This is a genomic window from Mycolicibacterium chlorophenolicum (assembly GCF_001044235.1).
GTDB lineage: Bacteria > Actinomycetota > Actinomycetes > Mycobacteriales > Mycobacteriaceae > Mycobacterium > Mycobacterium chlorophenolicum.
Map to the genome: position 1 here is coordinate 402552 of NZ_JYNL01000064.1, position 22347 is coordinate 424898.

Sequence of the window (22347 nt, forward strand, 5' to 3'; positions counted from 1 at the left end):
CCGTCAGGGTTTCCCGAACACCAGGGACACGTTGTGCCCCCCGAAGCCCAGCGTGTTCGACACCGCGTGACGGTAGTCCCCGGAGCGCTTCGCGCCCGCGACGACGTCGAGGTCGATGTCGGGATCGGGGGTCTCGTAATTCAGGGTCGGCGGCACCACGCCGTCGCGCAGCGTCTGCACCGTCACCACGGCGCCGACCGCACCCGACGCGCCCATCGAATGCCCGAGGGCGGCCTTGGGCGCCGTCACCGCGGGGCGGTGGCCGCCGAGCGCGGTGTGCAGGGCGCGCGCCTCGGCGAGGTCTCCGGCCCGGGTGCCCGCGGCGTGAGCGGTCACCACGTCGACGTCGCCCGCCTGCAGCCCCGCCAGGCGCAGGGCGCGCGACAGCGCCGCCGCGGCCTCCTCGCCGGTGGGATCGGGATCGATCAGATCGAAGGTGTCGGCGGTGGTGCCGACCCCCAGCAGCCTGCCCAGGATCGTCGCGCCCCGCGCGATCGCGTGCTCCTCGGTCTCGAGCAGCAGCAGCGCGCCCGCCTCCCCGAACACCATGCCGTCGCGGTTCTTGTCGAACGGCCGGCAGGCTCCGGCCGGATCGTCGTTGTGGTGAGACAGCAAGCCCCGGTTGTCGAACGCCACGATGGGCAGCGGCTCGATCTTGGACTCCACCCCACCGCAGATCGCGACGTCCGCCTCACCGAGGGTGATCAGGCGCCAGGCCTCGGCGATCGCCGACGCACCGGAGGCGTCGCCAGTCGTCGGCGCGATCACCCCGGCCTTGGCCTGCCGGTCCAGGCCGACGGCAGCGGCCGGGGCGTTCGGCATGTGCATCTGGACCGCCAGCGGGGAGATCGCGCGCAGGCCGCGCGACTTGAACTCCTCGTAGCCGGTCCACAGGTCGAGCGTGCTGCCGTAGGCGTGGCTGACCGACACCAGGAGGCGACGCGTATCCACCTCGGGGGTGCCCGCGGCCTCCCAGAGCCGCCGGTTGAGCAGCAACGCCATCTTCTGCATGTAGGACAGCCGGCGGATCTCCACCCGGTTCAGCTGCGAATCGAAGTCCTCGAGAATCCGTCCGCCGATGGTGACGGGCAACTCGAACCCCGCACTGCGGTCCTCGATCGATGTGATCCCGCTGGTGCCGTCGAGCAGCGCCTCCCACGTCTGCTCGGCGTCCGCGGCAAGGGCCGTCGTGGCGGCGACCGCGGTCACGACGACAGCGGGCAGGTCACCCCTGGTCATTGCGTCCGATCCCCCTTCCCCGTCGACACGTCATGAGAAATTCTCTAACGAGCCGATGAGGTGCCGTCAAGGTGACCCCGTCGGCTCACCGTGAGACACCGCCGGCGCAGACCCTCGAGAGGGTCCACGCCGGCGGGTCGAGGTGTGTCAGCTGATGCCGACGACCTCCTGGGCGATGGCGGCCAGCCGGGTCTGCGCGGCAGACACCACACGCTGGCGGTTCTTGTGCGCCTCCTCGTAGGCGACGATCACACGGATGTCCGAGGCCTCGGTGAGATCCTTCACCGCGGCGACGGCGTCGGTCTGGTTCAGCTCGTCGTAGTCGGCGATCGGCAGCTCGCCGCTGTCGAGAACCCCCGCGGCACCACGGGCGGCGTGGATCACGTCGGCGGCGTCCTCGGCGCCCTGCTCGCGGGTGATGCGCTCAGCAGCCTCGAGCGCGGAGTTGCGGGCACCGGCCAGCGCCTTCGCCGCGATCTCACTGCTGCGGGCGCCACGGTCGACGAGATCGCCGAACGCCGGACGGACGGACCGCACCGCCTCGGCGGCACGCTCGGCCCGACGCACCGACCAGGTGAACGGCAGGTTCAGCAGCTTGACGGTCAGCCCGGCCGCCGCCTGCACCGGCGTGCGGCGCAGCGCCGCGGGCCCACCGAGGGCGTCCTCGGCCAGCACGGTGGTCAGCCAGTTCACCGTCGCCGAATGCGCGGTGATGAGGCGGTCGGCGAGGTCCTCGACGTCCTTGTGCTTGGCAGCGACGGCCAGCGCCTTGATGTAGCGCGAGCGGTCCAGCAGCTGGTCTTCCAGTGCCAGGTCGCCCAGCAGCGCCTCGTCGAACGGCGCGGCCTGCTCGGTGAGTGCCTTGACCGCCGCGGCGGCGCGACCCAGGAACGGGCCGATCACGTCGGGAAAGCCGCCGAGGTCGCGGATCGCGGACTCGATGGCCTCGGCCCGGACGCGCCCGTTCTCGGCGTTCTGGGTGAGCTCACGGCGGACCGCGTCGGTGCGCGCCTGGGTGATGCGCGTCTCGGCGACCTGGATCTCGGTGTTGGTCAGGTCGAGGACGGTCCGCAGCTGGGCGATCAGCGTGGCGGTGGTGCTCTGGGTGGTAGCCGTGGTGGCCATAGTGTTTCCTCACTCCTCAGGGAGTCGTTGGTCTCGGTCTCTCATGCGGCACATACGTGCGCCTGACTGTGGGGTACCCGTCGAAGCCGAAACGATGGCCCCACGCGGGAATTGTGAAAAAGACGGCATCAGGTGTGATCAAGCCCCCTCCGTGGGTAGGGGCTCCGCCTCGGCTTGCCGGTTTGGCGCCATGTCCGGCGGGTATCTCGCAGCCGTGATGCCCACGATGGTCGAACCCGTGCTGCCCGAACCCCGAGGTCCGATCTCGCTGTCGGTGGTGGAGCTGCTGGCCGAGCGGGCGCCGCTGCGTTACCTGACCCGGGTGGAGACGTCGCTCGCCGACGCCGATCCCACCGGGCTCGATCTTCAGCTGGCCCTGTATCTCTGCTACGAGCTGCACTACCGCGGGTTCGCCGGCGTGGACGCCGGGTGGGAATGGAACCCCGGCCTGCTGTATCTGCGGGGGCGCCTGGAGGACCTGTTCCTCGAGGACATTCGCCGGGCGGTCGGTGAGATCGATCCGGAGACGACCGCGCTGTCGGAACTCGATGCGCTGTGCGTCGAACCGGTGAGCGGCAACGGTCCGTCCTACCACCTGCGGGACGAGGGGACGTGGGAGCAGATGCGCGAGTACTTCGCGCACCGGTCGCTCTACCACCTCAAGGAGGGTGACCCGCACGCGTGGGCCATTCCCCGGTTGACGGGGCAGGCCAAGGCCTCGTTCGTCGCCGTCGAGTTCGACGAGTTCGGGGCGGGCAAAGGCGCCCGGCTGCATCAGCAGTTGTTCGCCGACCTGATGGCCGCGGCGGGGCTGGACACCACCTACCTCGGATACCTGTCCGAGGTGCCGGCCGAGTCGCTGGCCGTGGTCAACCTGATGTCGATGTTCGGATTGCACCGCCGCTTGCGCGGCGCCGCCGTCGGTCACTTCGCCGCGACCGAGGTGACCTCCCCGCCCGGATCCAAGCGGATGGTGCAGGCGTTGGAGCGGCTGGGTGCGCCCGAGGAGTGCGCGGCGTTCTACCGCGAACACGTCGAGGCGGACGCCGTCCACGAGCAGGTCGTGCGCACCGACGTCGTGGGTGATCTCGTCGCGCGGGAACCGGATCTGGACGTCGATGTCGTGTTCGGCATCCGGGCGTTCGACGTCGTGGAAGAACGGCTCGCCGATCACCTCATGGCGAGCTGGAGCGCCGGACGAAGTTCACTGCGACGCGGTCTGGTCTGACCCCTGGTCCGACCCGGACGCGTGCCGCTCCCGGCGCCGGTGACTGGTGTCGCACAGCGGATAGGTCTTGGACCGGCGGCAGGCGCAGATCGCGACCATGAAGCGGTCGGATTCCACCACGCTCCCGTCCGGGAGTTCCACGCGCACAGGCCCTTCCACCATCACCGGGCCGCCGGGGACGACGCGGACGACGCGCGGGGGCTGGTCGGTCACGGGGCGTCCGCGCGGACCACGACGATGCGCTCGAGCTCGCAGCCCGGCTCCAACAGCCCGGCCCGGGTCAGCCACTCCGCGCGGGCCGTCATCACCGGTCCGAACGGGATCAGTTGCTGAGCAACGACTTCGGCACGCATACCCTGGGCGCGCAGCGCCGCCAGCGTGCGGTGGACGTCCGAGCATTCCGAGTGCACCACCAGCATGGTGCCACCCTCGTCGAGCAGCAGTGGCGCCGCGGCGCACATCGGGTCCAGGATCATCCGGCCGTCGGCGCCGGCGTTCCACGCCTGCGACGGCCCCGCGTCACGGGGAATCGAGTCCGTGTCGTCGACGGGCGCCTGCGGAACATACGGCGGGTTCGCCACCACGACGTCGAACGGCGCGAATTCGATTGCGCGTGCCCATGATCCGCGATGCACGGCGACATCGACACCGGCGGCCGAGGCGTTGCGACGCGCATGCGCCACGGCCTGGGGGCAGATGTCGAAGGCGGCGACTTCCGCCGCGCCCGCCTGTGCCGCGGCCACCGCGACCACTCCGCTGCCGGTACACAGATCGGCCACCCGTGCTCCGGGGGCCAGTCCGGCAGCCACCAGCACGTCGATGAGCAGGTGCGAATCCTCTTGCGGCGGATAGACCCCCGCTGCGGCGGTGGTGTCGACATCGGTGTATGCGCTGGTCACATGTGCTCCTCGGCAGACATCGCAGCGCCGGGTCGGCGCTGCTCCTCCTTCATGCCCTCTCCGTCGCGGGCCAAACCACCGGGTTTGTGACCACACGCTGCGGGAATCCGGTCCCCCGACCCGCACGACACCCGATCCGAGAGGACCCCGATGACCATCTGTGCCACCTGTGGAAACGACTACGACAAAGCGTTCACGGTGACCTGGCCCGACGGCCGGTCGGCGACGTTCGACAGCATCGAGTGCGCCACAGTGCAACTGGCGCCCGAATGTGGGCACTGCGGATGCCGCATCCTCGGTCACGGCATCGAGACCGACGAGGGCATGTTCTGCTGCGCGCACTGCGCGCGCAAGGACACCAACGCCGACGTCAACGACCGCTACCCGGTGCCCGCCGGGGCGTGACCCCCTAGAGGCGGCCGACGGCGTACGTCGCTCCCTCGGTGACCATTCCGTTCACCGGATACAGGGCGTGCGCCACGGTCGGGCCGCCGTCGGGGGCGCCCGAGCAGATCGTGTCGCCCTGCGCGCACAACTGCAGAGTCTTGTCGGCGTAGGCCGGTCCGATGGTGATCGTGGGTGCGCCGTAGCGGCCGAGGAACTCACCCGACGGCGTGCCGAACAGCACCACCGCGGCGACGTGGTCGGCCACCTCGGGCGGCATCGGCCGCGGCGCGATGGCGGCCGGGACCGCGCTGGGCACCACGTCGGAGGTGGTGAACCCGGTGACCACGGCGCCCTGGGAGTAGCCGCCGAGCACCATGCGTGTGTTCGGGCAGTTGGCGGCCATGGCCTGCACGTGGTCGGCCTCGTCGCGGACGCCGTCGATGACGGTGCGGGCGATGTCCTCACGCTGATCGAAGTTGTTGGCGGCGGCGTAGTTCACCGCGTACACGCCGACCGTGCGGGGGCCGGCCTGCGCGCGCACCGCGTCGACGAACGACTGCCCGACGCCGCCCACACCCGGCTGCTCGCTGGTGCCGCGGGCGAACACCACCTCGACGTCCGGACATCCCTGCGCGCTCGCCGTCGGTGCGACGGCACCGCCGGCCACGACGCTTCCTGCTCCGGCGATCAGTGCTGCGGCGGCGCGTGTCCACTGCCCACGTGTCATGTTCGGCTTCCTCTCTCGACCGGCGTGCGGTCCGCGACGCCCGTCGAGCAAGTACCCCGCGGTTTGCTGGCCAAACGAAACGTCAGCAGATGCCGGCGGTGCGGTCGAGTGCCTGCAGCAGCTCGTGCGCCGCCAGCTCCACAGCCTTGTGCCGCCACTCCGACGCGCGGTACACGCAGGCGATCAGCCCGCTGCGATGCAACCGCCGGAAATCTCCGTAGACGAAGGCGTAGCGCGCCTTGGTCTGCTCGGCCGCGCCGTCGGTCAACCCGAGATGCCACAGCGCGTAGTCGTCCCAGCCGTGGCGCTCGAGGTAGTCGTTCTGCGCCTCGGCCCTCGGCTGCACCTCGCCCCAGTCACTGTCGAGGACATACTGACGGGCGTCGATGAGTTCCCGCGCCCGTGCCACGGCGGCCTCGTTGACGGCGTACTTCGCCATGGCCCCATTATCGGGTCCCCGGCGTCGGATACGGTCGGGGAATGTCCGACTCGCAGTCCGACCCGACGTCCGACGATCCCATCGACGACGTCGCTCCGGGCGACATCATCGTGGTCGACCGCGGCGACGGCGACCGGCCGTACAAGGTGGTACACAAGGCGTCCAGCGACGCCGGGTTCCTCGTCACGTTCGAAGACGACGACGCCGAGACGTTCCAGCTCGACCTGGCCGCCGGCACGTGCGTCACGCGCTCGCTGGAGTCCAAGTGGGAGTCGGCCCAGAGCCCGACCCCGCACTCGGACGGCACCGCCTCGGACTGACCGGGCCGCGATTCGATCGCCGGCCAGCGGGTAACCGCCTGCGCAGCCGACGAAAGGATGCCGCCATGCCGAACGAACTCGCACGCCGCAGAATCGCCTTCCTGGCCGCGGACGGCGTCGAGAAGGTCGAACTCGAGCAGCCGCGCACCGCGGTCACCGACGCCGGTGGACACGTCGAGGTGCTCTCGGTGAAGGACGGTGAGATCGACGCCCGCAACCATGACCTGGAACCCGCGGGCACGATCCCCGTCGACCGGCTGGTGGGTGATGCCCGCGTCGACGACTACGACGGGCTCGTGGTGCCGGGTGGCACCGTCAACGCCGACAAGCTCCGCCTCGACGACGCGGCGGTCGCTTTCGTCGGAGAGTTCGTCCGCTCCGGCAAGCCGGTCGCCGCGATCTGCCACGCGCCGTGGACGCTCGTGGAGGCGGGCGTCGTGAAGGACCGGACGCTGACGTCGTATCCCAGCCTGCGCACGGACCTGCGCAACGCGGGCGCGACCGTGGTCGACCAGGAGGTCTGCATCGACGGCAACCTGATCACCAGCCGCTCCCCCGACGACCTCCCGGCGTTCTGCCAGGCGATCATCGATCGGTTCGCTGCCACGCCCGCCCACACCTGAGCGCGGGCGCTCGACCGGACTCCGTACTGTCGCAGTCGTGGTTCGCGAGCTCACGGTCCTCGGCACCGCCAGTCAGGTGCCCACCCGTCGGCGCAACCACAACGGGTACCTGCTGCGGTGGGACGGCGAGGGCATCCTGTTCGATCCCGGCGAAGGCACACAGCGCCAGATGCTCTACGCCGGGGTGTCCGCCAGTGCCTTGACCCGCTTGTGCCTCAGCCACTTTCACGGCGACCACTGCCTCGGGCTGCCCGGGGTCATCGCACGGCTGTCCCTCGACGGCGTGCATCAACCGGTGGAGGCCTACTTCCCGGCGTCGGGCCAGGAATTCTTTGAGCGGCTGCGGTACGCCAGCGTGTTCCGCGACATCACCGACGTGCGCGCGCACCCGGTCAGCGACGACGGCCGGATCGCGACAGGCCCGTTCGGGGAACTGCACGCCCGCCGCCTCGACCACTCGGTGGAGGCGTTCGGCTACCAGCTGGTCGAACCGGACAGCCGCCGCTTCGACCCGGAGGCGCTGGCGCGCTTCGGGATCAGCGGCCCCGCCGTCGGCGAGCTGGAACGCGACGGCGTCCTCGAGGTGGCGGGGCGGACCGTCCGGCTCGACGACGTCACGGCGCCGCGGCCCGGGCAACGGTTCGCGTTCGTCATGGACACCCGGCTCTGCGACGCCGTCTACGCGCTCGCCGACGCCGCGGACCTGTTGGTGATCGAAGCGACCTTCCTCGACGAGGACGCCCACCTTGCCGCGGACTACGGGCATCTGACCGCGCGGCAGGCCGCCACCGTCGCCGCGGAATGCGGGGTCCGCCGGCTGGTGCTGACCCACTTCTCGCAGCGCTACCCCGACACCGAGCGGCACCGCGCGGAGGCCGCCGAGGTGTACTCCGGTGATCTGGTCGTCGCCGAGGATCTGATGCGGGTCCCGGTGCCGGGACGCGACGAGTTGTGACCGGGGTCTGACGTCACGCGTAGGCGGGTCGTGCGCGGGTAGGCCACAGACCATGCATGAACTGACGAAACGCTTCGTGGCCGCCCTGGGTGAACTGCACGACAGTCGCGATGTCGAGCCGCTCGTCGAACTCTTCGCCGACGACGCCACACTCGACAAGGCCGGCATCCCGCACGGCCAGCACGGCAAGGACGGCGCACGCACCTTCTGGACGCAGTACCGCGATGTGTTCGACGACCTGGAATCGTCGTTCTCCCACACCGTGACCGACGACGGCATCGCGTTCCTGGAGTGGAACTCGACGGGCACGCTGCGCGACGGTACGCCGTTCCGCTACGACGGGGTGAGCGTGCTGGAGGGCGACGACGAGGCCGTCACCGCGTTCCGCACCTACTACGACACCGCGGCGTTCCTGTCGGCGGAGAAGCGCGGCGGGTGACCCTAAGGTGGCGCCATGAGCCTGGTCACCTACGAACTGGACGATCACGTCGCCACCATCACCCTGAACCGCCCCGAGGCGGGCAACGCGATCAACGGCGCGCTGCGCGAAGAACTCAACGCGGCGTGGGACCGGTTCCGTGACGACGAGGACGCGTGGGTCGGCGTCCTCGCCTCCACCGGCCGCGTCTTCTGCGCCGGCGCGGACCTCAAGGACGGCGAGGGCGCGGTCGGCACGTTCGGCGGCACATTCTGGGAGAAGCCGACCATCAACTCCTTCGAATCCGGGATGGAGTTGTTCAAGCCGACCATCGCGGCCGTGCAGGGTCCGTGCATCGGTTACGGCCTGACCGGAATCCTGTTCTGCGACTTCGTGATTGCGAGCACCGAGGCGTCGTTCGCGTTCCCCGAGGTGTCGATCGGGGTGCCCACCATCGTCGGCGCGATCCGGTTGCCGCAGCGCATCCGGTGGGCCGATGCGATGGAACTGCTGCTGACCGGCCGGCCGATGACCGCCGAGCGCGCCAAGGAGGTGGGCCTGGTGTGGAAGCTGGTCGAGCCCGCCGACCTGGCGGCCGCCGCCCGGGAATGCGCGCACACGTTGACCCGGGCCGCACCGCTGGCCCAGCGGGCCACCAAGGAGGTCGCGTGGCGCACCGCCGACATGGGTTGGATCGAATCGGTTCGCTTCGGCGAGGTGATGCGCAAGGTCGCCGGGGCGACGGAGGACGTCGCCGAGGGCATCACGGCGTGGCGGGAGAAGCGCCGCCCGGACTGGAAGGCGCGCTGACGATCAGCTGGGGCGGGGCCGCCCGGTGAGATTCCGGATCGTGGCGATCTCGCCGGACCGGTAGGCCCGGCCGTCGGACTCGAGCAGGTCGTGGAACCAGACCTGCGGCTTGGCGTCGTAGGGCCGGTCCCACGAATCCCACGGGAAGTACGTCTGCGTCTTGCCGGCCACCAGGCCCCACGCGTAGGCACCCACATTGCGCCGCTTGGTGATCGGCAGGATCCCCTCGACCGTGCAGCCCAGCGACCGGGCCATGTACTCGGTGCACAGCAGCGGCCGCCCCGTCGGCGTGAGCTCGGTGATGCGGGCGTCGAACTCGACCGGATCGGCGTAGCTGTGGAACGACACCACATCGGAGTTGTCCAGCTGGATCCCGGCGATGGCGCTGCGCGTTCGCGGATCACCCCACGGGCCGTCCCACACCCCACTGGTCAGCGGCTGATCCGGATCGACCGACCGGGCCCACCGGAACACCTGGGGCAGCAGGTCGGCGACGACGTCGATCTTGTCGCGGCGCTCGGTGTCGCGGTACTGGCGGGCGGGGTTGTCCGGCTCGTTCCACAGATCCCAGCCCAGCACCCTGCGGTCGTGGCGGAACTGGGTGAGGACGGCGACGACGTAGTCGTGCAGCACCCGCCGGTAGCGCCGGTCGTCGAGGTTCTCGGCGCCGGGACTCTGCACCCAGCGGGAGTTGTGCACACCGGGGCGGGGCGCAGGTTGGCGTCCGAGCCGGGGCTGCGGATCCCAGCACGAATCGAACAGCACGAACAGTGGTTTGATGCCGTTGCGCGCCGAGATGTCGACGAAGTGGCCGAGCCGGCGCGCGAACCCGGTCCGGTCCTGAATCCACAACTGGTCGTGCAGGAACACCCGCACGGTGTTGAGGCCGGCCAGCCGCGCCAGCCGCAGCTCGACGTCGATGCGCCGCGGGTCGAACGTGCCCGGCTGGAACATCTCGAGCTGGTTCACCGCGTTGGACGGGATGTAGTTCGCCCCGACCAGCCAGTCCTGCGCCTCGTACCACCGGTTCGCACGCTCGGGCGACCAGCGCGCAGCCTCGGCCGCCGCGCGCGGCACCGGGGACAGCGACATGGCCGCCGCAGCCAGCAGGGGAGCCTTGAGCGCGGCGCGACGACCCACGGCACGAGCGGGCTGCGCGGAGGTGACCTGCGCGGTCGGGCGAATCAACGGCGAGCTTCCTCGGATAGGGGCGGTGATGCGATGACGATCGCGGAGTGTGCACGCCCCACATCGGGCGCGGCGCCGCTCAGTGTATCGACGGACGGGACCGCCGCGTTACGTCGAAAATCATTTTCTCCCTGGTGATTTCGCTCAGCGGACAGCCCGACCGTCGGGACCTGGGACGTCCCTGTGCTATGCAGATCGGGTGAGGTCTGCGCGCGACGACGCACTCGACCACCGGCCGCGGACCCGCGGCGCGGTCGGGCTGATGTTCGACCGCGTGTTCGGCGCGCTCTTCTGGGGCAAGATGTTCTCGGTCGTCGCGGTCTGGACCCACGGCATCGTCGCGGCGATCGTGATCTATGACGCCACCGGCTCGGCGCTGATGGTCGGCATGGTCGGCGTCGTCCAGTTCGGGCCGCAACTGCTGCTGACCCCGACGAGCGGCAAGTGGGCCGACACCGGCAACCCGGCCCGGCAGATCCTTCTTGGCCGGGTGTTCTGCGTCGCGGGCTCCGGGCTGGTGGCGGGGTGGTTGTTCACCGCGCCGTCGGCGCACGGCACCGCGGCGGCGGTCGCGGTGCTGCTCGGCTCGCTGCTGGTGGGCTTCGGGTTCGCGGTCGGGGGTCCGGCGATGCAGTCGATCGTGCCGAGCCTGATCCGCGACGGCGAACTGTCCACCGCGATGGCGCTCAACAGCATCCCGATGACGATCGGCCGCATCGTCGGCCCCGCGGCCGGCGCGTACCTGGCCGCCCACCTGGGGCCGGCCGCCGCCTTCGCGGCGAGCGCCGGGCTGCACCTCGTCTTCGCCGTCTTCCTGATCGTGGTCCGCTTCCCGGCGCCACCGCCGCGCCGCTCCGGCGCCGACTACCGGGTGCGGGTCGCGGTCCGGTACGCGCTGGGCGACCGCCGGCTGCTGCTGGCGCTGATCGCGGTCACCGTGGTGGGCGTCGCGTCGGACTCGTCGATCACGCTGACCCCGTCGGTGGCCGACGCGCTCGGGGGCGGGCCCGCGCTGGTCGGCATGCTCTCGGCGGTGTTCGGGGTCGGCGCCGCGATCGGGATGGCCGTGCTGGCGCTGCTGCGCGGCCGGATCGGCGCCGACCTCGTGTCGTGGCTCGGGCTGTGGGGGCTGGCGGCGGGCTGCGCGGTGCTGGCGGTCGGCACCGCCACAGCCGTGGCCACAGCGGTCGCGACGGCCGGCTTCGCGCTGGCCGGGCTCGGCTTCGGGTGGGCCATGACCGGGCTCGGCACGGTCGTGCAGGAGCAGGCGCCCGAGGAGCTGCGCGGCCGCATCATGGCGCTGTGGCTGGTCGGCTTCCTCGGTTCGCGGCCCCTGGCGGCAGCGGTACTCGGCGGCACCGCCGACGCGGTCAGCGTGAACGCGGCGTTCGGCGTCGCCGCGGTGCTGTGTGCGGTCGTGGTGGTGCTGTGCCGGCCGGGACGCTCGCGCGGTCCGCTCCCGGCCTGAACCGCGTCAGGTGATCGCGTCGACGTCGACCAGCACGTGCCGGGGACCGCGGAAGATCTGGCTCTGCCGGTACGGCGGCGGATCGGTGACCAGGCGCGGCCCCGTCACCCGCCGCAGGAACGTCTCGAGTGCGAGGTTGACCTCAAGGCGTGCGAGCGGTCCGCCGACGCAGGTGTGGATCCCGCTGCCCCAGCCGAAGTGTTCGTTGTCGGGCCGGAGGATGTCGAAGGTGTCGGGATCGGGGAATCGGCGCGGATCGCGGTTGGCGGCCCCGTAGAGAAGGTGCACCGCGGCGCCCGCGGGGATCACGGTGTCCCCGATCGCGATGTCGGCGGTCGCACTGCGGCTCGGGAAGAACTGCACCGCCGACTGCAGCCGCTGCACCTCCTCGATGGCGCGGGGGATCAGTTCGGGCTGATCGCGCAGCATCTCGAAGGTGCCCGGGTTGCGCAGCAGCGTGAGCACGCAGTTGGAGATCGTGTTCACTGTGGAGTCGTGCCCCGCGATGAGCAGCAGCACGGCGTTGGCCACGGCCTGCTCGGGCGGCATCGGACCGTCCGGCCCGTCGGTGTCGGTGACCAGCGCGGCCAGCAGTCCCTGCCCTTCGCCCCGGGCACAGTCCGCGATCAGCGCGGCCAGGTAGTCGCGCAGCTCGGCCTGGGCGTCGCCGGCGCGGGCCGCCCGCTCCTGACCCTCGGCGGTGCCGGCGTCGGGCCCCAGATCGATCCCGGCGAGCATGTCGAAGATCCACGCGTGGAAGCGCGGCTCGTCGGCCAGCGGGATGCCGAGGATCTTGCAGATCACCATCACCGGAACCGGATAGGCGTAGTCGTCGACCACGTCGATCCGGGTGCTGCCCGCCGCCTTGGCGCGGTCGAGGAGCTCGTCGCACAGGGCGACGATGTCGGGTTCCATGCCGGGGATCAGGTCCGGTGAGTGCGGCGGCGCGAAGTGCCGGGTCACCTGCCTTCGCGCGATGTCGTGGCTGGGCGGATCGGTGACGATCAGGCTGGGCTGCGCGCCGTAGGCGGCGACGTCATCGGCCGGCTGCACGTCGTCGGTCTGCCGCGGCCCGCTCAGCGGACTGCGCCGGAACTCCGAACTGATCCGCGGATCGTGGGACAGCGCCAGCAGCTCGTAGTACCCGGTCACCACGTACAGGTCGTCGGCGACCCGGGCCACCGGCGTCCTGCGCAACTCGGCGAAGAACGGATAGGGATCGGCGCGGTTGGCGAACGCCATGGCCTGCGCCCACGCGTCTGCCGCGGTCGTCATCGCCTGTCCTCTCATCGGTGGCGCAGGAACTCTGCGCCCCGGTCGGTGGGGTCGTGTCCGGTGAGCACCACGTCGGGGATGCCCGTCGGCTCCCTCGGGTCGCGGAACCGCGCCGGTATCGGCGCCTGGTCGGCGGGCCGGTCGTAACCGGGCGGCGGTGGCGGGAACGGCGCGGACCGCTCGATCAGGCTGGCGTAGTACGGCAACCACTTGCCGTGGTTGAACGTGACGGCGCCGACGATCCGGCCGCGCCGGCCGTAGGCCGCGGCGAACCGCAGATCTTCCGGTGAGCCCTGGGTGAACACGATCTCGTCGCCGAACGAGCACACTCCGACGCCCTTGATGTTCACCCCGAACTGACCGGACCAGAACGACGGCAGCGGCAGATGGGGACGGCGCCCGGTCTCCAGATTGATCATGTTGTTGGCCGCGACCTCACCGCCGGACACCGCGTTGTCCCAGTGCTCCAGCGACATGAACTCGTACTCGTAGAGCACGTGCGGCGCGCGGGCCACGTCGCCGGCCACGAAGATGTTGTCGGTCACCACGCCGTTGACGTCGAAAGCCCGGCAGCCCGCGTCGCAGGCCACCCCCCAGAAGCCGGTGGCCAGCCCGGCGTCGTCGAGCCATTCCACGTTGCGGATGGAGCCCAGCGACGCGACCACCACGTCGACGTCGAGCGTCGTGCCGTCGGACAGCCGCGCGCTGCGGACGTGGCCGCCGCCGTCGGCGTCCAGCCCCAGCACCGACACCCCGGTGCGCAGGTCGACCCCGGCGTTGCGCTGCATCGTCGCGGCCAGGTCGCCGATGACCCCGCCGAGCGCACCGACCAGCGGCGCGGTGCCTCGTTCGGCGACCGTCACGGCCAGTCCCAGGTCCCGGCACACCGACGCCATCTCCGACCCGATGAACCCGGAGCCGACGATCAGCACCCGACGCGGCCTGGCGTGCAGCGCTGCCTGCAGCGCGGCGGCGTCGTCGCAGGTGCGCAGCGTGAAGACCCCGTCAAGAGCCGCCTCGGCGGGATCGGGCCACGGCCGGGCCCGCACCCCGGTGGCGATCAGCAGCCGGTCGTAGTCCACGGTCGTACCGTCGGCGAGCAGGACACGCTTGGTCGAGCGGTCCAGGCCGACGGCGGCGACCCCCAGCCGCCAGTCGGCGTCGACGCGGCGCAGCCTCGGCAGCTTGGTCCGGTCGGCGCCCACCCAGCCCTTGAGCACCTGCTTCGACAGCGGCGGACGGTCGTACGGTTCATGGGGCTCGTCGCCGATGATCGTCAGCGATCCGGCGAATCCGCCGTCGCGCAGGGCCTCCGCCGCGCGCAGACCTGCCAGGGACGCCCCGACGATCACGATGCGGCCGGTCCGGCGGAACGACTCGACGAGTTCACGAGCCAGGGCGGCCGTCACTCGGTGTCCCGGTCCCCGGGTGGGTCGACTTCGACGACGATGGCCTGCACGGGGCAGGAGGCGGCGGCCCGCAGCACGCGCTGGCGTTGCGAGGCGTCCGGGTTCGGGTCGTACGTCAGAGCCTCCTCACCGAGGAGCTTCAGCACCTCCGGGGCCAGCGGGACGCACTGCGCGTAGCCCTGACAACGATTGAGGTCGACCACCAACCGCATGGCTGCGGCTAGCCGCAGCGGTTACGGAAGTCGACCGAAGGCTGGCGGATGGCGCGCAGCGCATCGCCCACGTCCGGGCGGGCGGTGATGTAGTCCTCGACCGCGGTTTTCTGGTCGTCGCGGCTCTTGCCCTTGAGCGTGGTGAAGAAGTCGTTCACGTCCGGGTGGGTGAACAGGTAGGCCGAGGTGGACGCCGTGACACCGGCCATCACGCCGGCCAGGTCGGCGGCCGTGCAGTTCGGTGGCGCCGGAGGCGGTGGCGCAGGTTGGGCCGCCGCCGGGACCGCGAGGGCCAGCATCGTCGCGGCCGGCGCGATCGCGGCCAGCGCGGCACGGGTGAGGAAGGTGCTCATGGTGCTCCTGTCATGGTCAGTTACGGCCGGGCGTGAAGATGATCGAGAGCCCGCCGTCGTTGCAGTACCAGTCGTATTCGCAGGGATAGGGCCAGGCCGGGCCGGTGTCGAGCGATCCCGGTCCCTGCCCGTTGTTGGTGCCGCGCACGGTGCCCTGCGAGCAGACCGTGGTGCCGTTGGAGCTCACGCACTCCGCGTCGGCCGGCGCGGCACCGGCCAGGGCGAAGGCGACGACGGACGACGGCGCCAACAGCGCCGCGGCCGCGCGCCGCCTAGACACAGCCGCTCACGCTGATCCGGCGGCCGACGCTCGCGCAGACGTCGACGTTCGGCAGCGGGGGCGGCGGAGGCGGGGGCGGCGGAGGTGGCGCCACGTAGTCCTCGGGCAGCGGCGCATAGGCGGCGGGAGGCGGCACCCACGGCGCGACGGCGTCGGCGATGTTGCCGCATCCGCTCACCGAGACGAATCGACCGCCCACGCTGCCGCACACGTCGGCCGACGCGGTGGGCGCGATCACCACACTGCTCAGCAGCGTCGCGCACAGGCCGGCCAACACGCCGACGCGGCGCGACGCCGGATGGCTCAGCACTCGTTTCACACGTGCGATTCTGACGTTGCCGTCAGCGCCCGTCTCGGCTTTGCGCTGATCATTGCCTGAGAATGTTCGGCTACCGTGCCGAAGGGAGCACCTCACAGTCGGAGGGGACCGATGACCGAGTCCACCGCAGCCTCACCCCCGCGCGAACACGCCCTGGACCTGTACCGATCGGCGGCGGTGATGATCGTCGTCGTCGGGCACTGGCTGCTGTCGGTGATGACGTACCGCGACGGGACGTTCGGCCGCGACAACCCTCTGGTGCTGATGCCGTGGACGCAGTGGATCACGTGGTTCTTCCAGGTGGTCCCGGTGTTCTTCGCCGTCGCCGGCTATGCGAGCGCGGTGTCGTGGGGCCGCGTGCCCGCCGATGCCGGTACCGCGGCGCGGCAGGAGTGGATCCGCCGCCGCGTGGCCCGCGTACTCGGCCCGACCGGTGTCTACGCGTTCTTCGTCCTGATCGTGATCGGGGTGCTGATGGCGTTGGGGATCAGCAGGACCGTGCTGGAGCTCGGCGGCTGGGCGGTGGCCATGCACCTGTGGTTCCTGGCCGTCTACCTGATGGTGGTGGCACTGACGCCGCTCGCCGTCGCCGCGCACCGGCGCTGGGGTCTCGCGGCACCCGTCACGCTCGGGGCGTGCCTGATCGTGGTGGACGCGGTGGGCATCGCGACCGACCATCCGGAGATCCGGATGGCCAACTACTTCTTCTGCTGGGCGGCGATCTACCAGCTCGGGATCGCCTGGCACGACGGGCTTCTGCGCCGCCGCACGCTGCTGTCGATGGCGGTGGTGGCCGCGCTGGCCCTGCCCGCGCTGGTCACCTGGGGGCCGTATCCGATCGCGATGATCGGGGTGCCGGGCGACCGGGTGGAGAACAGTGCTCCGCCGTCGGCGGCGCTGCTGGCGCTGGCGCTGGTCCAGATCGGGGTGCTGTTCGCGATCGTGCCGGTGCTCAACCGCATTCTCGCGCGCGGCGTCTGGCCGAAGGTGCTGGCGATCGCGAACGAGAACGTGATGGCGCTGTACCTGTGGCACATGCTGCCGGTGATCGTGGTGACGCTCGTCGGCTACCCCACCGGGCTGCTGCCCCAGCCGCCCCTGGGGTCGGGGGCGTGGTGGCTCGCACGGCTCGAGTGGGAGCTGGTGCTGGCGGTGGTCGCGGCCGGTCTGCTGACACTGCTCGCCTGGCAGCGCCGGTCGGTCGCCGCGCCGATCCCCACGGTCGCGGTGCCGATACCGCGTGCGATCGCGGAAGGCCTGCTGTACACCGGCACGGCGGCCTGCGCGCTGGCGCTGGCCGTGCTGTCCGCCAACGGTTTCGCGCCGGGCGGCCGCCTCCCCCTGCTCGCGGCGACGCTGTTCCTCGCCGGCACGGCGCTCGTCGCGGTGCGCCCGCGCGCCGGTGACCGCGAGTGGATCTCCTGACCCCTCAGCCGTCGGGCGAGAAGCGAGGGCTGTGATCGAGACCAGATCACGACCAGGAATGCGCTTCCGGGGTCAGTCGTGCTGGTCGTCGGTGGGGGGCGGCTTCCTCGGGCGCAGCAGATCCCCGAGCTCGTCGCGGCTCGCGGTGTCCGTCTTCATCATCGCCTTGTAGATGTGGCCCTCGACGGTGCGGACGGACAGCACGAGCCGGTCGGCGATGTCGCGGTTCGACAGACCGAGGCCCAGCAGTGCCACGATCTCCCGTTCGCGATCGGTCAACGGCAGCGGAGAGCACACCTGCGCCAGCGCCGGCGTCTGGATGTGACCGCACCGCACTGCGAGATCCTGCGCGCGTGCCGTCCAGGTCAACGAAGACCCACGTCGGTCGTCGCGCCGGAACACCGCCGCCGCGTGCGCCGCCGCATCGAGGGCCGCCAGTAGGTCACCGAGTTCCTCGAACGCCTCGGACGCCGCGCCGAGCAGCTCGGCGTCGCCGTCGCGCAACGCCGCCGCGAACCTCGACGCGACACCGGCCCTCGTCCCTTCCACGTGGCGGGGCAACTCAGCCAGTCGCTGGACACCTGCGTGGTCGCCGAACTGCGCGGCCGTCTGGAGGCAGGCCACCTCGACGGCGAAACGACCACTGGACGAGGCAGTGCGAGCGGCCTCTCGGAGGATGGCGACGGCTTCCCCGACAGCACCCTGACCGGCCGCCACCCAGGCCCGAACCAGACTGCTCTCGTCGTCGAGCGAGCGAAAGGGCCGTCGACGCCGATTCAGAGACGCCAGCACGTCGACTGCGTCGGCGTGGTCTCCGCTCATGGCGAGCGCGAGCGCGTGCGGCAGGCAGTAGCGGTAACCCCAGCCGAGTGCATAGCCGGTGGCCGACAACGCCGTCGACGAGCGCCCCAGCATCGCGCGGGCGACATCGAGACGTCCCGCACCCAAGGCGGCGCGGCCCGCGATCGCGGAGCCGAGCAGATGTGCCGCCCCGGGCAGATCATCGGCGTCGACGCGTCCTCGTTCAGCGAGATCGACGGCTTCGTGGACCCTTCCGGCCATGAGCAGCGCGCTGACTTGAGCATCGACGATGTTGAAGCCGAGGTGCGGAGCGTCGGAAGTCCGCACCATCGCCAGCCCTGCCTCGCCGACCGCCAGCGCCTCCTCGGTGCGACCGGCATCACCGTGGATGTTCGCCAGCACCCACGCCGTCTCGGCGCCGATGACCGGAGGCAACTCCTCGAGAACGATGTCGCGGGCGGCGGCGAGAGCCTCGATGGGACGGTCGACCGCGAAGTAGTACACGGTCTTGAAGGCGGCGACGCAGCGGCGCGCCGACACGTTGGTGAGGCGGGCCGCCTCGTCGACGATCGCCTCGGCTCGCTCCGGTTCGGCAAGGGCCCAGAGCACGTTGCTGGCGCGGTAGTACGTGAATCGGGCGAACGCATCATCGCTCAGGTTCGACACGTCGACCGCGTTGAGGACTTCTTCGGCAGCGCTGCCGTCGCCGAGCCACGACAGCGCATGGGCCCGGACGAATTGGGCTTCCGGTCCCGCGCCCGCCTCGACCGCGGCAGCGGCCAACCGATCCGCCAGAGGCAAGTCCGCGAGACGGATCGCGGCGTGCGCGGCCGCGGTCAACAGGGCACCGTCAGGAACCAGATCGGAGTCGAGGCTCAACGCCGCGCGGCGCACCAACACCTGTACGTCGTCTCGGTCGTCACCGGCAGCGAGTTCGCAGGCAACCAACCCACGCAGGCGTCTGAGCCGGGTCGGTGCGGCGCGGCTGCGACGAACCTCCCCGTAGAGCGGGTGCGCCACGCGCACCTCGATCGCTTTGCCGCGGTGTTCGACGGATATCAGCCCACGTTCGTCCGCGTCCTCGACCGCACCCGGATCAGCGATCCGTTGCAGAGCGGACAGGCCGATGGGTTCGCCGACCGCCAGTGCGTCGACGACTGTACCGACCCCGGCCGGTAACGAGCCGATGCGGGCGTCGATCAGCTCGGCAAGGCTCTGCGGCACAACGGGTTCCCCGGTCCACCGCCACCAGCCCTGGTGCTCCACGAGCCGTCCCTGTCCGACCTCCTGCTCCACGATGTGGCGCAGGTACAGCGGATTTCCCAGGGTGAGCCGGTGAAGACGACTGACGGCGTCGGGCTCAGGGGGCGCTCCCAACACCGCCTCGAGCAGTGCCGCGGTGTCGGCTGAGCTCAGCAGCTGGAGATTCAACCAGTCGAAATCGCCGACCTTCCAGAGATCCTGCACCGGTTCGGGAACCGGCTCACCCGCCCGGAACGTCAGCACCAGACGGGCGGCCCGTCTCTGCACGATCTGGTGCAAGACGAAGACCGACACGTCGTCGAGCAGATGTACGTCGTCGACGCCCATCACGACAACACGATCGTCGTGGGCCGCGACGAGCGATTCGATCACTCCGCAGATCAGTTGCACGCCGCCGCCGCCGTGGACACCGGCCCACGGGGCCAGCGCGCCCAACGGGATGCGCCGCGCCGACGAGGTCCCGATCACCGTGCGGACCTCGCACCCACGAGCAGCCGCGGCACCGAGCGCCTCGCGCATCAGACGACTCTTTCCCACACCCGCCGCCGCGCTGACCACGATCCCGGCCGAGGCCGGTTCTGACAGAGCGGATTCGACGAGTCCCATCTCCCCCGCGCGGCCCGTCAGGGGCCACGTCAACCGCATGGGCTCAGCCTAGGACAGCTCGCCCGGACGGAGCACGCCGACGTTGAGACCGTTTCTGCCGATGCAAGTACTCGAAAACGCCCGTCCAGGGGCAAGAACAGTAGTGCACTACTTGTGTGACACCCGCCTCGCGGCGCGACGATTGAGCCGCCAGGCACGGTGACGGCGGGTGGTGAAGGAGGGTCGCGATGACCGATCGAGGACATCGCCGCACCGCCCCGGCGCACGCGATGGTTGCGACCGCAAAGAGGCGGCCGGACAGTCTTTCTGACGCCGAGCTGGCACGATGAGCATCGCGTCGAACCCCACGAGGAGACTCCCCGACATCGGGGGCGCGACGATGCGGCGCTTCGCCCGCACGACGCCGGGGCTCGTCGTCGCCGTCACGCTCCTGCTCGTGGCGTCGTGCACGGTGGCTGCGGTTGTGTGCGTCGCCGGTATCCATCACCGAATCACGGTGCACGACAACGTGCTTCGGAACTCCGAGCCATTCGCTTTCGCGGCGCAGAACCTCTACGGGGCGCTGTCGGAAACCGATGCCACCGCCGCGTCGGCATTCCTCTCCGGCGGCATCCAGACACCGGCGATGCGAGATCGCTACGACCAGTCGCTCGCCGCGGCTGCCTCAGCGCTGGCGGACGTGGCCGCGGGCGCCACCGACATCGACGTGCGGACCGCGGTCGCCGAGATCACCGCGCGGTTGGCGACGTACACCGGTCTGGTCGAATCCGCACGGGTCAACAACATGCGCAACTATCCCGTCGGCTCGGCGTACATGCGCGAAGCGTCCTCACTGATGCAGACCGAGCTGTTGCCGGGTGCCAAACGGATCCTCGATGGCGGCCTTGCCACGCTGACCGTCGAGCAGGCGTCGGTCGGCGCCTTCCCGGCGGCCGGGCTCGTACTGCTCGCTGCCGCCATCGCGGAGATTGCGGTGGCGTCCTGGATCCTGCTGCGCCGAACCAACCGGCAGTTCAACATCGGCCTGGTCGTGGCGGCGGGGTTCGTCGCCCTGGCGATCGCGAGCCTGGTCGTCTCCACGCGGCTCGCAGCGGACGACATCGATGGCGGCCGCGCCGTCGGTGTCGAACGTTTCGAACACCTCGCGGCGGCGCGCATCCTCGCCCAGCAGGCACGCACCGAGGAGACACTCGAACTGATCGCGCGGGGCGACATCACTGCCCTCGAGAAGAAGTACACGGACCACATCCACGAGCTGCTGACCGAACTGGAGGCCGGTCCGCAGCCGGCGGCGGATGCCGTTCGCCAGTGGACGGCGAGCCACGACAAGCAGGTGCGCGCCTATCTCGGCGGCGACTTCGCGACGGCGATGGCCCAGGCGATCGGCACCGACCCCGATGCCTCGCCAGCACAGTTCAGGATCGTGGAAACCGGATTGCGCGCCGAAGTCGAACGCACCCGGACCGCCATGCGGGCGACCGTGTCGTCGGCCGGCGCGGCACTCGCCTGGGCGCCGGCGGCCGTCGTGCTGTCGGCAGGGCTCGCCGCCACCGCCGTCATCGCGGGGATGTGGCCGCGAATCAAGGAGTTCCTGTGAAGAGCCACGCGGCGGCGCTGCTCCTCGTTCTCCTGGCGGCGGGGTGCGGTTCGGCACCGCCACCCCCACCCGCGGTGTCGGTCGACCCCGTCACCGTCCAGCCGCAGGAGGCGCATGGCGTCACCGCCGCGCCGCCGGCCACATCCGCGGAGTGCGATCGCGAAGCGAGTCTGCCTCCGGGCCCGCTGCCGCCGGCAGGGGCGATGCCGCCCGGGTCGACGATGGCCGCCATCGCCCGACGTGGCCTGCTCGTCGTCGGCGTGGACCAGAACACCTACCGGTTCGGATTCCGCGATCCCACGACCGGACGTATCGAAGGTTTCGACATCGACGTCGCCCGCGAGATCGCGCGCGCCATCTTCGGTGATCCCGACCGCATCGACCTGCGGGTTGTCGACGCCCGCGACCGCGAAACAGCGCTCATCTCCGGACAGGTCGACGTGGTGGTCAGGACCTACTCGATCACATGCGAACGCAAACGCAGCGTGGACTTCTCGACCGTGTACTTCGTCGCGGACCAGAGAATCCTGGCACCGCGCGGCACCCGCATCGACACCGCCGATGACCTCTCGGGCAGGCGGGTCTGCGCCGTCACCGGAACGACGTCGCTGTCGAATCTGTTCGCGATGAGTCCCCGCCCTGCCGTCCTCGCTGTCACCACATGGACCGACTGTCTGGTCATGCTGCAGCAGAACCAGGTCGATGCCATCAGCACCGACGACGCGGTGCTCGCCGGGCTCGCCGAACAGGACCCCACCGTCGAGATCGTCGGCCCCAGTCTGGCGGTCGAGCCGTACGGCATCGGAGTGGGCAAACACCACGAAGATCTCGTCCGCTTCGTCAACGGCGTGCTCGAACGCATGCGACTCGACGGCACCTGGGACCGGCTCTACGACCGCTGGCTGAGCCGACTGGGGCCCTCCCCTGGGCCGCCGACAGCCCGGTATGAGGGCACGTGATGGCCATGAAGCAGAGGCGCAC

The 22347-nt window shown here is 70.7% G+C and carries 25 protein-coding genes; 11 read left to right on the forward strand and 14 right to left on the reverse strand.

Going from position 1 to position 22347, the window contains the following annotated elements; genetic code table 11:
* Positions 1–3: 3 nt before the first annotated feature.
* Both MCHLDSM_RS24240 and MCHLDSM_RS24245 read right to left on the reverse strand, forming a co-directional pair.
* Positions 4–1239: a KasA/KasB family beta-ketoacyl-ACP synthase gene (locus MCHLDSM_RS24240; RefSeq protein ID WP_048472341.1), complete on the reverse strand. Its 1236-nt coding sequence runs from the start codon at positions 1237–1239 to the stop codon at positions 4–6.
* 147 nt (positions 1240–1386) lie between these two features.
* Complete coding sequence (locus MCHLDSM_RS24245; RefSeq protein WP_048472342.1) at positions 1387–2364, reverse strand: hypothetical protein; 978 nt, start codon at positions 2362–2364, stop codon at positions 1387–1389.
* Positions 2365–2581: 217 nt separating this feature from the next.
* Here MCHLDSM_RS24245 and MCHLDSM_RS24250 point away from each other — a divergent pair, with 217 nt between their 5' ends.
* Positions 2582–3592 (forward strand): iron-containing redox enzyme family protein, encoded by a 1011-nt coding sequence (locus tag MCHLDSM_RS24250; RefSeq protein WP_048472937.1) that lies wholly within the window; start codon positions 2582–2584, stop codon positions 3590–3592.
* Here MCHLDSM_RS24250 and MCHLDSM_RS24255 read toward each other — a convergent pair.
* Both MCHLDSM_RS24255 and MCHLDSM_RS24260 read right to left on the reverse strand, forming a co-directional pair.
* Positions 3569–3805: a CDGSH iron-sulfur domain-containing protein gene (locus tag MCHLDSM_RS24255; protein WP_048472343.1), complete on the reverse strand. Its 237-nt coding sequence runs from the start codon at positions 3803–3805 to the stop codon at positions 3569–3571. The genes MCHLDSM_RS24250 and MCHLDSM_RS24255 overlap by 24 nt on opposite strands.
* Complete coding sequence (locus MCHLDSM_RS24260; protein ID WP_048472344.1) at positions 3802–4491, reverse strand: HemK2/MTQ2 family protein methyltransferase; 690 nt, start codon at positions 4489–4491, stop codon at positions 3802–3804. Before MCHLDSM_RS24260 ends, MCHLDSM_RS24255 begins: the two co-directional genes overlap by 4 nt.
* A 150-nt stretch (positions 4492–4641) precedes the next feature.
* Here MCHLDSM_RS24260 and MCHLDSM_RS24265 point away from each other — a divergent pair, with 150 nt between their 5' ends.
* On the forward strand, positions 4642–4896 hold the full coding sequence (locus MCHLDSM_RS24265) for a metallothionein (protein ID WP_043413823.1): 255 nt from the start codon (positions 4642–4644) through the stop codon (positions 4894–4896).
* 4 nt (positions 4897–4900) lie between these two features.
* Here MCHLDSM_RS24265 and MCHLDSM_RS24270 read toward each other — a convergent pair whose 3' ends face one another.
* Together MCHLDSM_RS24270 and MCHLDSM_RS24275 are read right to left on the reverse strand one after the other, a co-directional pair.
* Positions 4901–5605: a cutinase family protein gene (locus tag MCHLDSM_RS24270; RefSeq protein ID WP_048472345.1), complete on the reverse strand. Its 705-nt coding sequence runs from the start codon at positions 5603–5605 to the stop codon at positions 4901–4903.
* An 82-nt stretch (positions 5606–5687) separates the two neighbouring features.
* Positions 5688–6044, reverse strand: a complete 357-nt coding sequence (locus MCHLDSM_RS24275) for a hypothetical protein (protein WP_048472346.1) — start codon at positions 6042–6044, stop codon at positions 5688–5690.
* 41 nt (positions 6045–6085) lie between these two features.
* On the opposite strand from MCHLDSM_RS24275, the gene MCHLDSM_RS24280 reads away from it, so the two are divergent.
* The 5 genes from MCHLDSM_RS24280 (at position 6086) to MCHLDSM_RS24300 (ending at position 9170) form a co-directional block, all read left to right on the forward strand.
* The gene (locus MCHLDSM_RS24280; RefSeq protein WP_048472347.1) at positions 6086–6364 is read left to right on the forward strand and encodes a hypothetical protein; all 279 of its coding nucleotides are present in this window, start codon (positions 6086–6088) and stop codon (positions 6362–6364) included.
* A gap of 65 nt (positions 6365–6429) precedes the next feature.
* Complete coding sequence (locus MCHLDSM_RS24285; protein ID WP_048472348.1) at positions 6430–6987, forward strand: type 1 glutamine amidotransferase domain-containing protein; 558 nt, start codon at positions 6430–6432, stop codon at positions 6985–6987.
* 37 nt (positions 6988–7024) lie between these two features.
* Positions 7025–7942 (forward strand): ribonuclease Z, encoded by a 918-nt coding sequence (locus MCHLDSM_RS24290; protein WP_048472349.1) that lies wholly within the window; start codon positions 7025–7027, stop codon positions 7940–7942.
* A 52-nt stretch (positions 7943–7994) separates the two neighbouring features.
* Entirely contained in the window at positions 7995–8381 is a 387-nt protein-coding gene (locus tag MCHLDSM_RS24295; RefSeq protein ID WP_048472350.1) for a nuclear transport factor 2 family protein, read from the forward strand.
* 15 nt (positions 8382–8396) lie between these two features.
* Complete coding sequence (locus MCHLDSM_RS24300) at positions 8397–9170, forward strand: enoyl-CoA hydratase/isomerase family protein (protein WP_048472351.1); 774 nt, start codon at positions 8397–8399, stop codon at positions 9168–9170.
* 3 nt (positions 9171–9173) lie between these two features.
* On the opposite strand, the gene MCHLDSM_RS24305 is transcribed toward MCHLDSM_RS24300, so the two are convergent.
* Entirely contained in the window at positions 9174–10310 is a 1137-nt protein-coding gene (locus MCHLDSM_RS24305) for a glycoside hydrolase 5 family protein (RefSeq protein WP_048472352.1), read from the reverse strand.
* Between the two features lie 310 nt (positions 10311–10620).
* Between MCHLDSM_RS24305 and MCHLDSM_RS24310 the strand changes: the two genes are divergently transcribed.
* Positions 10621–11826 (forward strand): MFS transporter, encoded by a 1206-nt coding sequence (locus MCHLDSM_RS24310; protein ID WP_082169100.1) that lies wholly within the window; start codon positions 10621–10623, stop codon positions 11824–11826.
* A 6-nt stretch (positions 11827–11832) separates the two neighbouring features.
* On the opposite strand, the gene MCHLDSM_RS24315 is transcribed toward MCHLDSM_RS24310, so the two are convergent.
* From MCHLDSM_RS24315 to MCHLDSM_RS24340, 6 genes are read right to left on the reverse strand one after another with little or no spacing between them, the layout of a single operon-like run.
* A complete protein-coding gene (locus MCHLDSM_RS24315; protein ID WP_082169057.1) occupies positions 11833–13101 on the reverse strand; it encodes a cytochrome P450 in 1269 nt (422 codons plus the stop codon).
* 11 nt (positions 13102–13112) lie between these two features.
* The gene (locus tag MCHLDSM_RS24320; RefSeq protein WP_048472355.1) at positions 13113–14510 is read right to left on the reverse strand and encodes an NAD(P)/FAD-dependent oxidoreductase; all 1398 of its coding nucleotides are present in this window, start codon (positions 14508–14510) and stop codon (positions 13113–13115) included.
* On the reverse strand, positions 14507–14722 hold the full coding sequence (locus MCHLDSM_RS24325; protein WP_048472356.1) for a ferredoxin: 216 nt from the start codon (positions 14720–14722) through the stop codon (positions 14507–14509). The genes MCHLDSM_RS24320 and MCHLDSM_RS24325 overlap by 4 nt, the downstream gene beginning before the upstream one ends.
* Positions 14723–14730: 8 nt before the next feature.
* Positions 14731–15075, reverse strand: a complete 345-nt coding sequence (locus tag MCHLDSM_RS24330) for a heme-binding protein (RefSeq protein ID WP_048472357.1) — start codon at positions 15073–15075, stop codon at positions 14731–14733.
* A gap of 16 nt (positions 15076–15091) precedes the next feature.
* The gene (locus MCHLDSM_RS24335) at positions 15092–15355 is read right to left on the reverse strand and encodes a hypothetical protein (RefSeq protein ID WP_231507971.1); all 264 of its coding nucleotides are present in this window, start codon (positions 15353–15355) and stop codon (positions 15092–15094) included.
* Positions 15348–15632, reverse strand: a complete 285-nt coding sequence (locus MCHLDSM_RS24340) for a hypothetical protein (RefSeq protein ID WP_053083099.1) — start codon at positions 15630–15632, stop codon at positions 15348–15350. Before MCHLDSM_RS24340 ends, MCHLDSM_RS24335 begins: the two co-directional genes overlap by 8 nt.
* 153 nt (positions 15633–15785) lie before the next feature.
* Here MCHLDSM_RS24340 and MCHLDSM_RS24345 point away from each other — a divergent pair, with 153 nt between their 5' ends.
* Positions 15786–17099, forward strand: a complete 1314-nt coding sequence (locus MCHLDSM_RS24345) for an acyltransferase family protein (RefSeq protein WP_048472358.1) — start codon at positions 15786–15788, stop codon at positions 17097–17099.
* Positions 17100–17171: 72 nt separating this feature from the next.
* Here the strand turns inward: MCHLDSM_RS24345 and MCHLDSM_RS24350 are convergent, their stop codons facing one another.
* Positions 17172–19808 (reverse strand): helix-turn-helix transcriptional regulator, encoded by a 2637-nt coding sequence (locus tag MCHLDSM_RS24350; protein WP_048472359.1) that lies wholly within the window; start codon positions 19806–19808, stop codon positions 17172–17174.
* Positions 19809–20094: 286 nt separating this feature from the next.
* On the opposite strand from MCHLDSM_RS24350, the gene MCHLDSM_RS24355 reads away from it, so the two are divergent.
* Together MCHLDSM_RS24355 and MCHLDSM_RS24360 are read left to right on the forward strand one after the other, a co-directional pair.
* Entirely contained in the window at positions 20095–21366 is a 1272-nt protein-coding gene (locus MCHLDSM_RS24355) for a GlnX family signal transduction membrane protein (protein ID WP_234714174.1), read from the forward strand.
* Entirely contained in the window at positions 21363–22325 is a 963-nt protein-coding gene (locus tag MCHLDSM_RS24360) for a glutamate ABC transporter substrate-binding protein (RefSeq protein WP_048472360.1), read from the forward strand. Before MCHLDSM_RS24355 ends, MCHLDSM_RS24360 begins: the two co-directional genes overlap by 4 nt.
* The last annotated feature ends 22 nt before the right edge of the window (positions 22326–22347 follow it).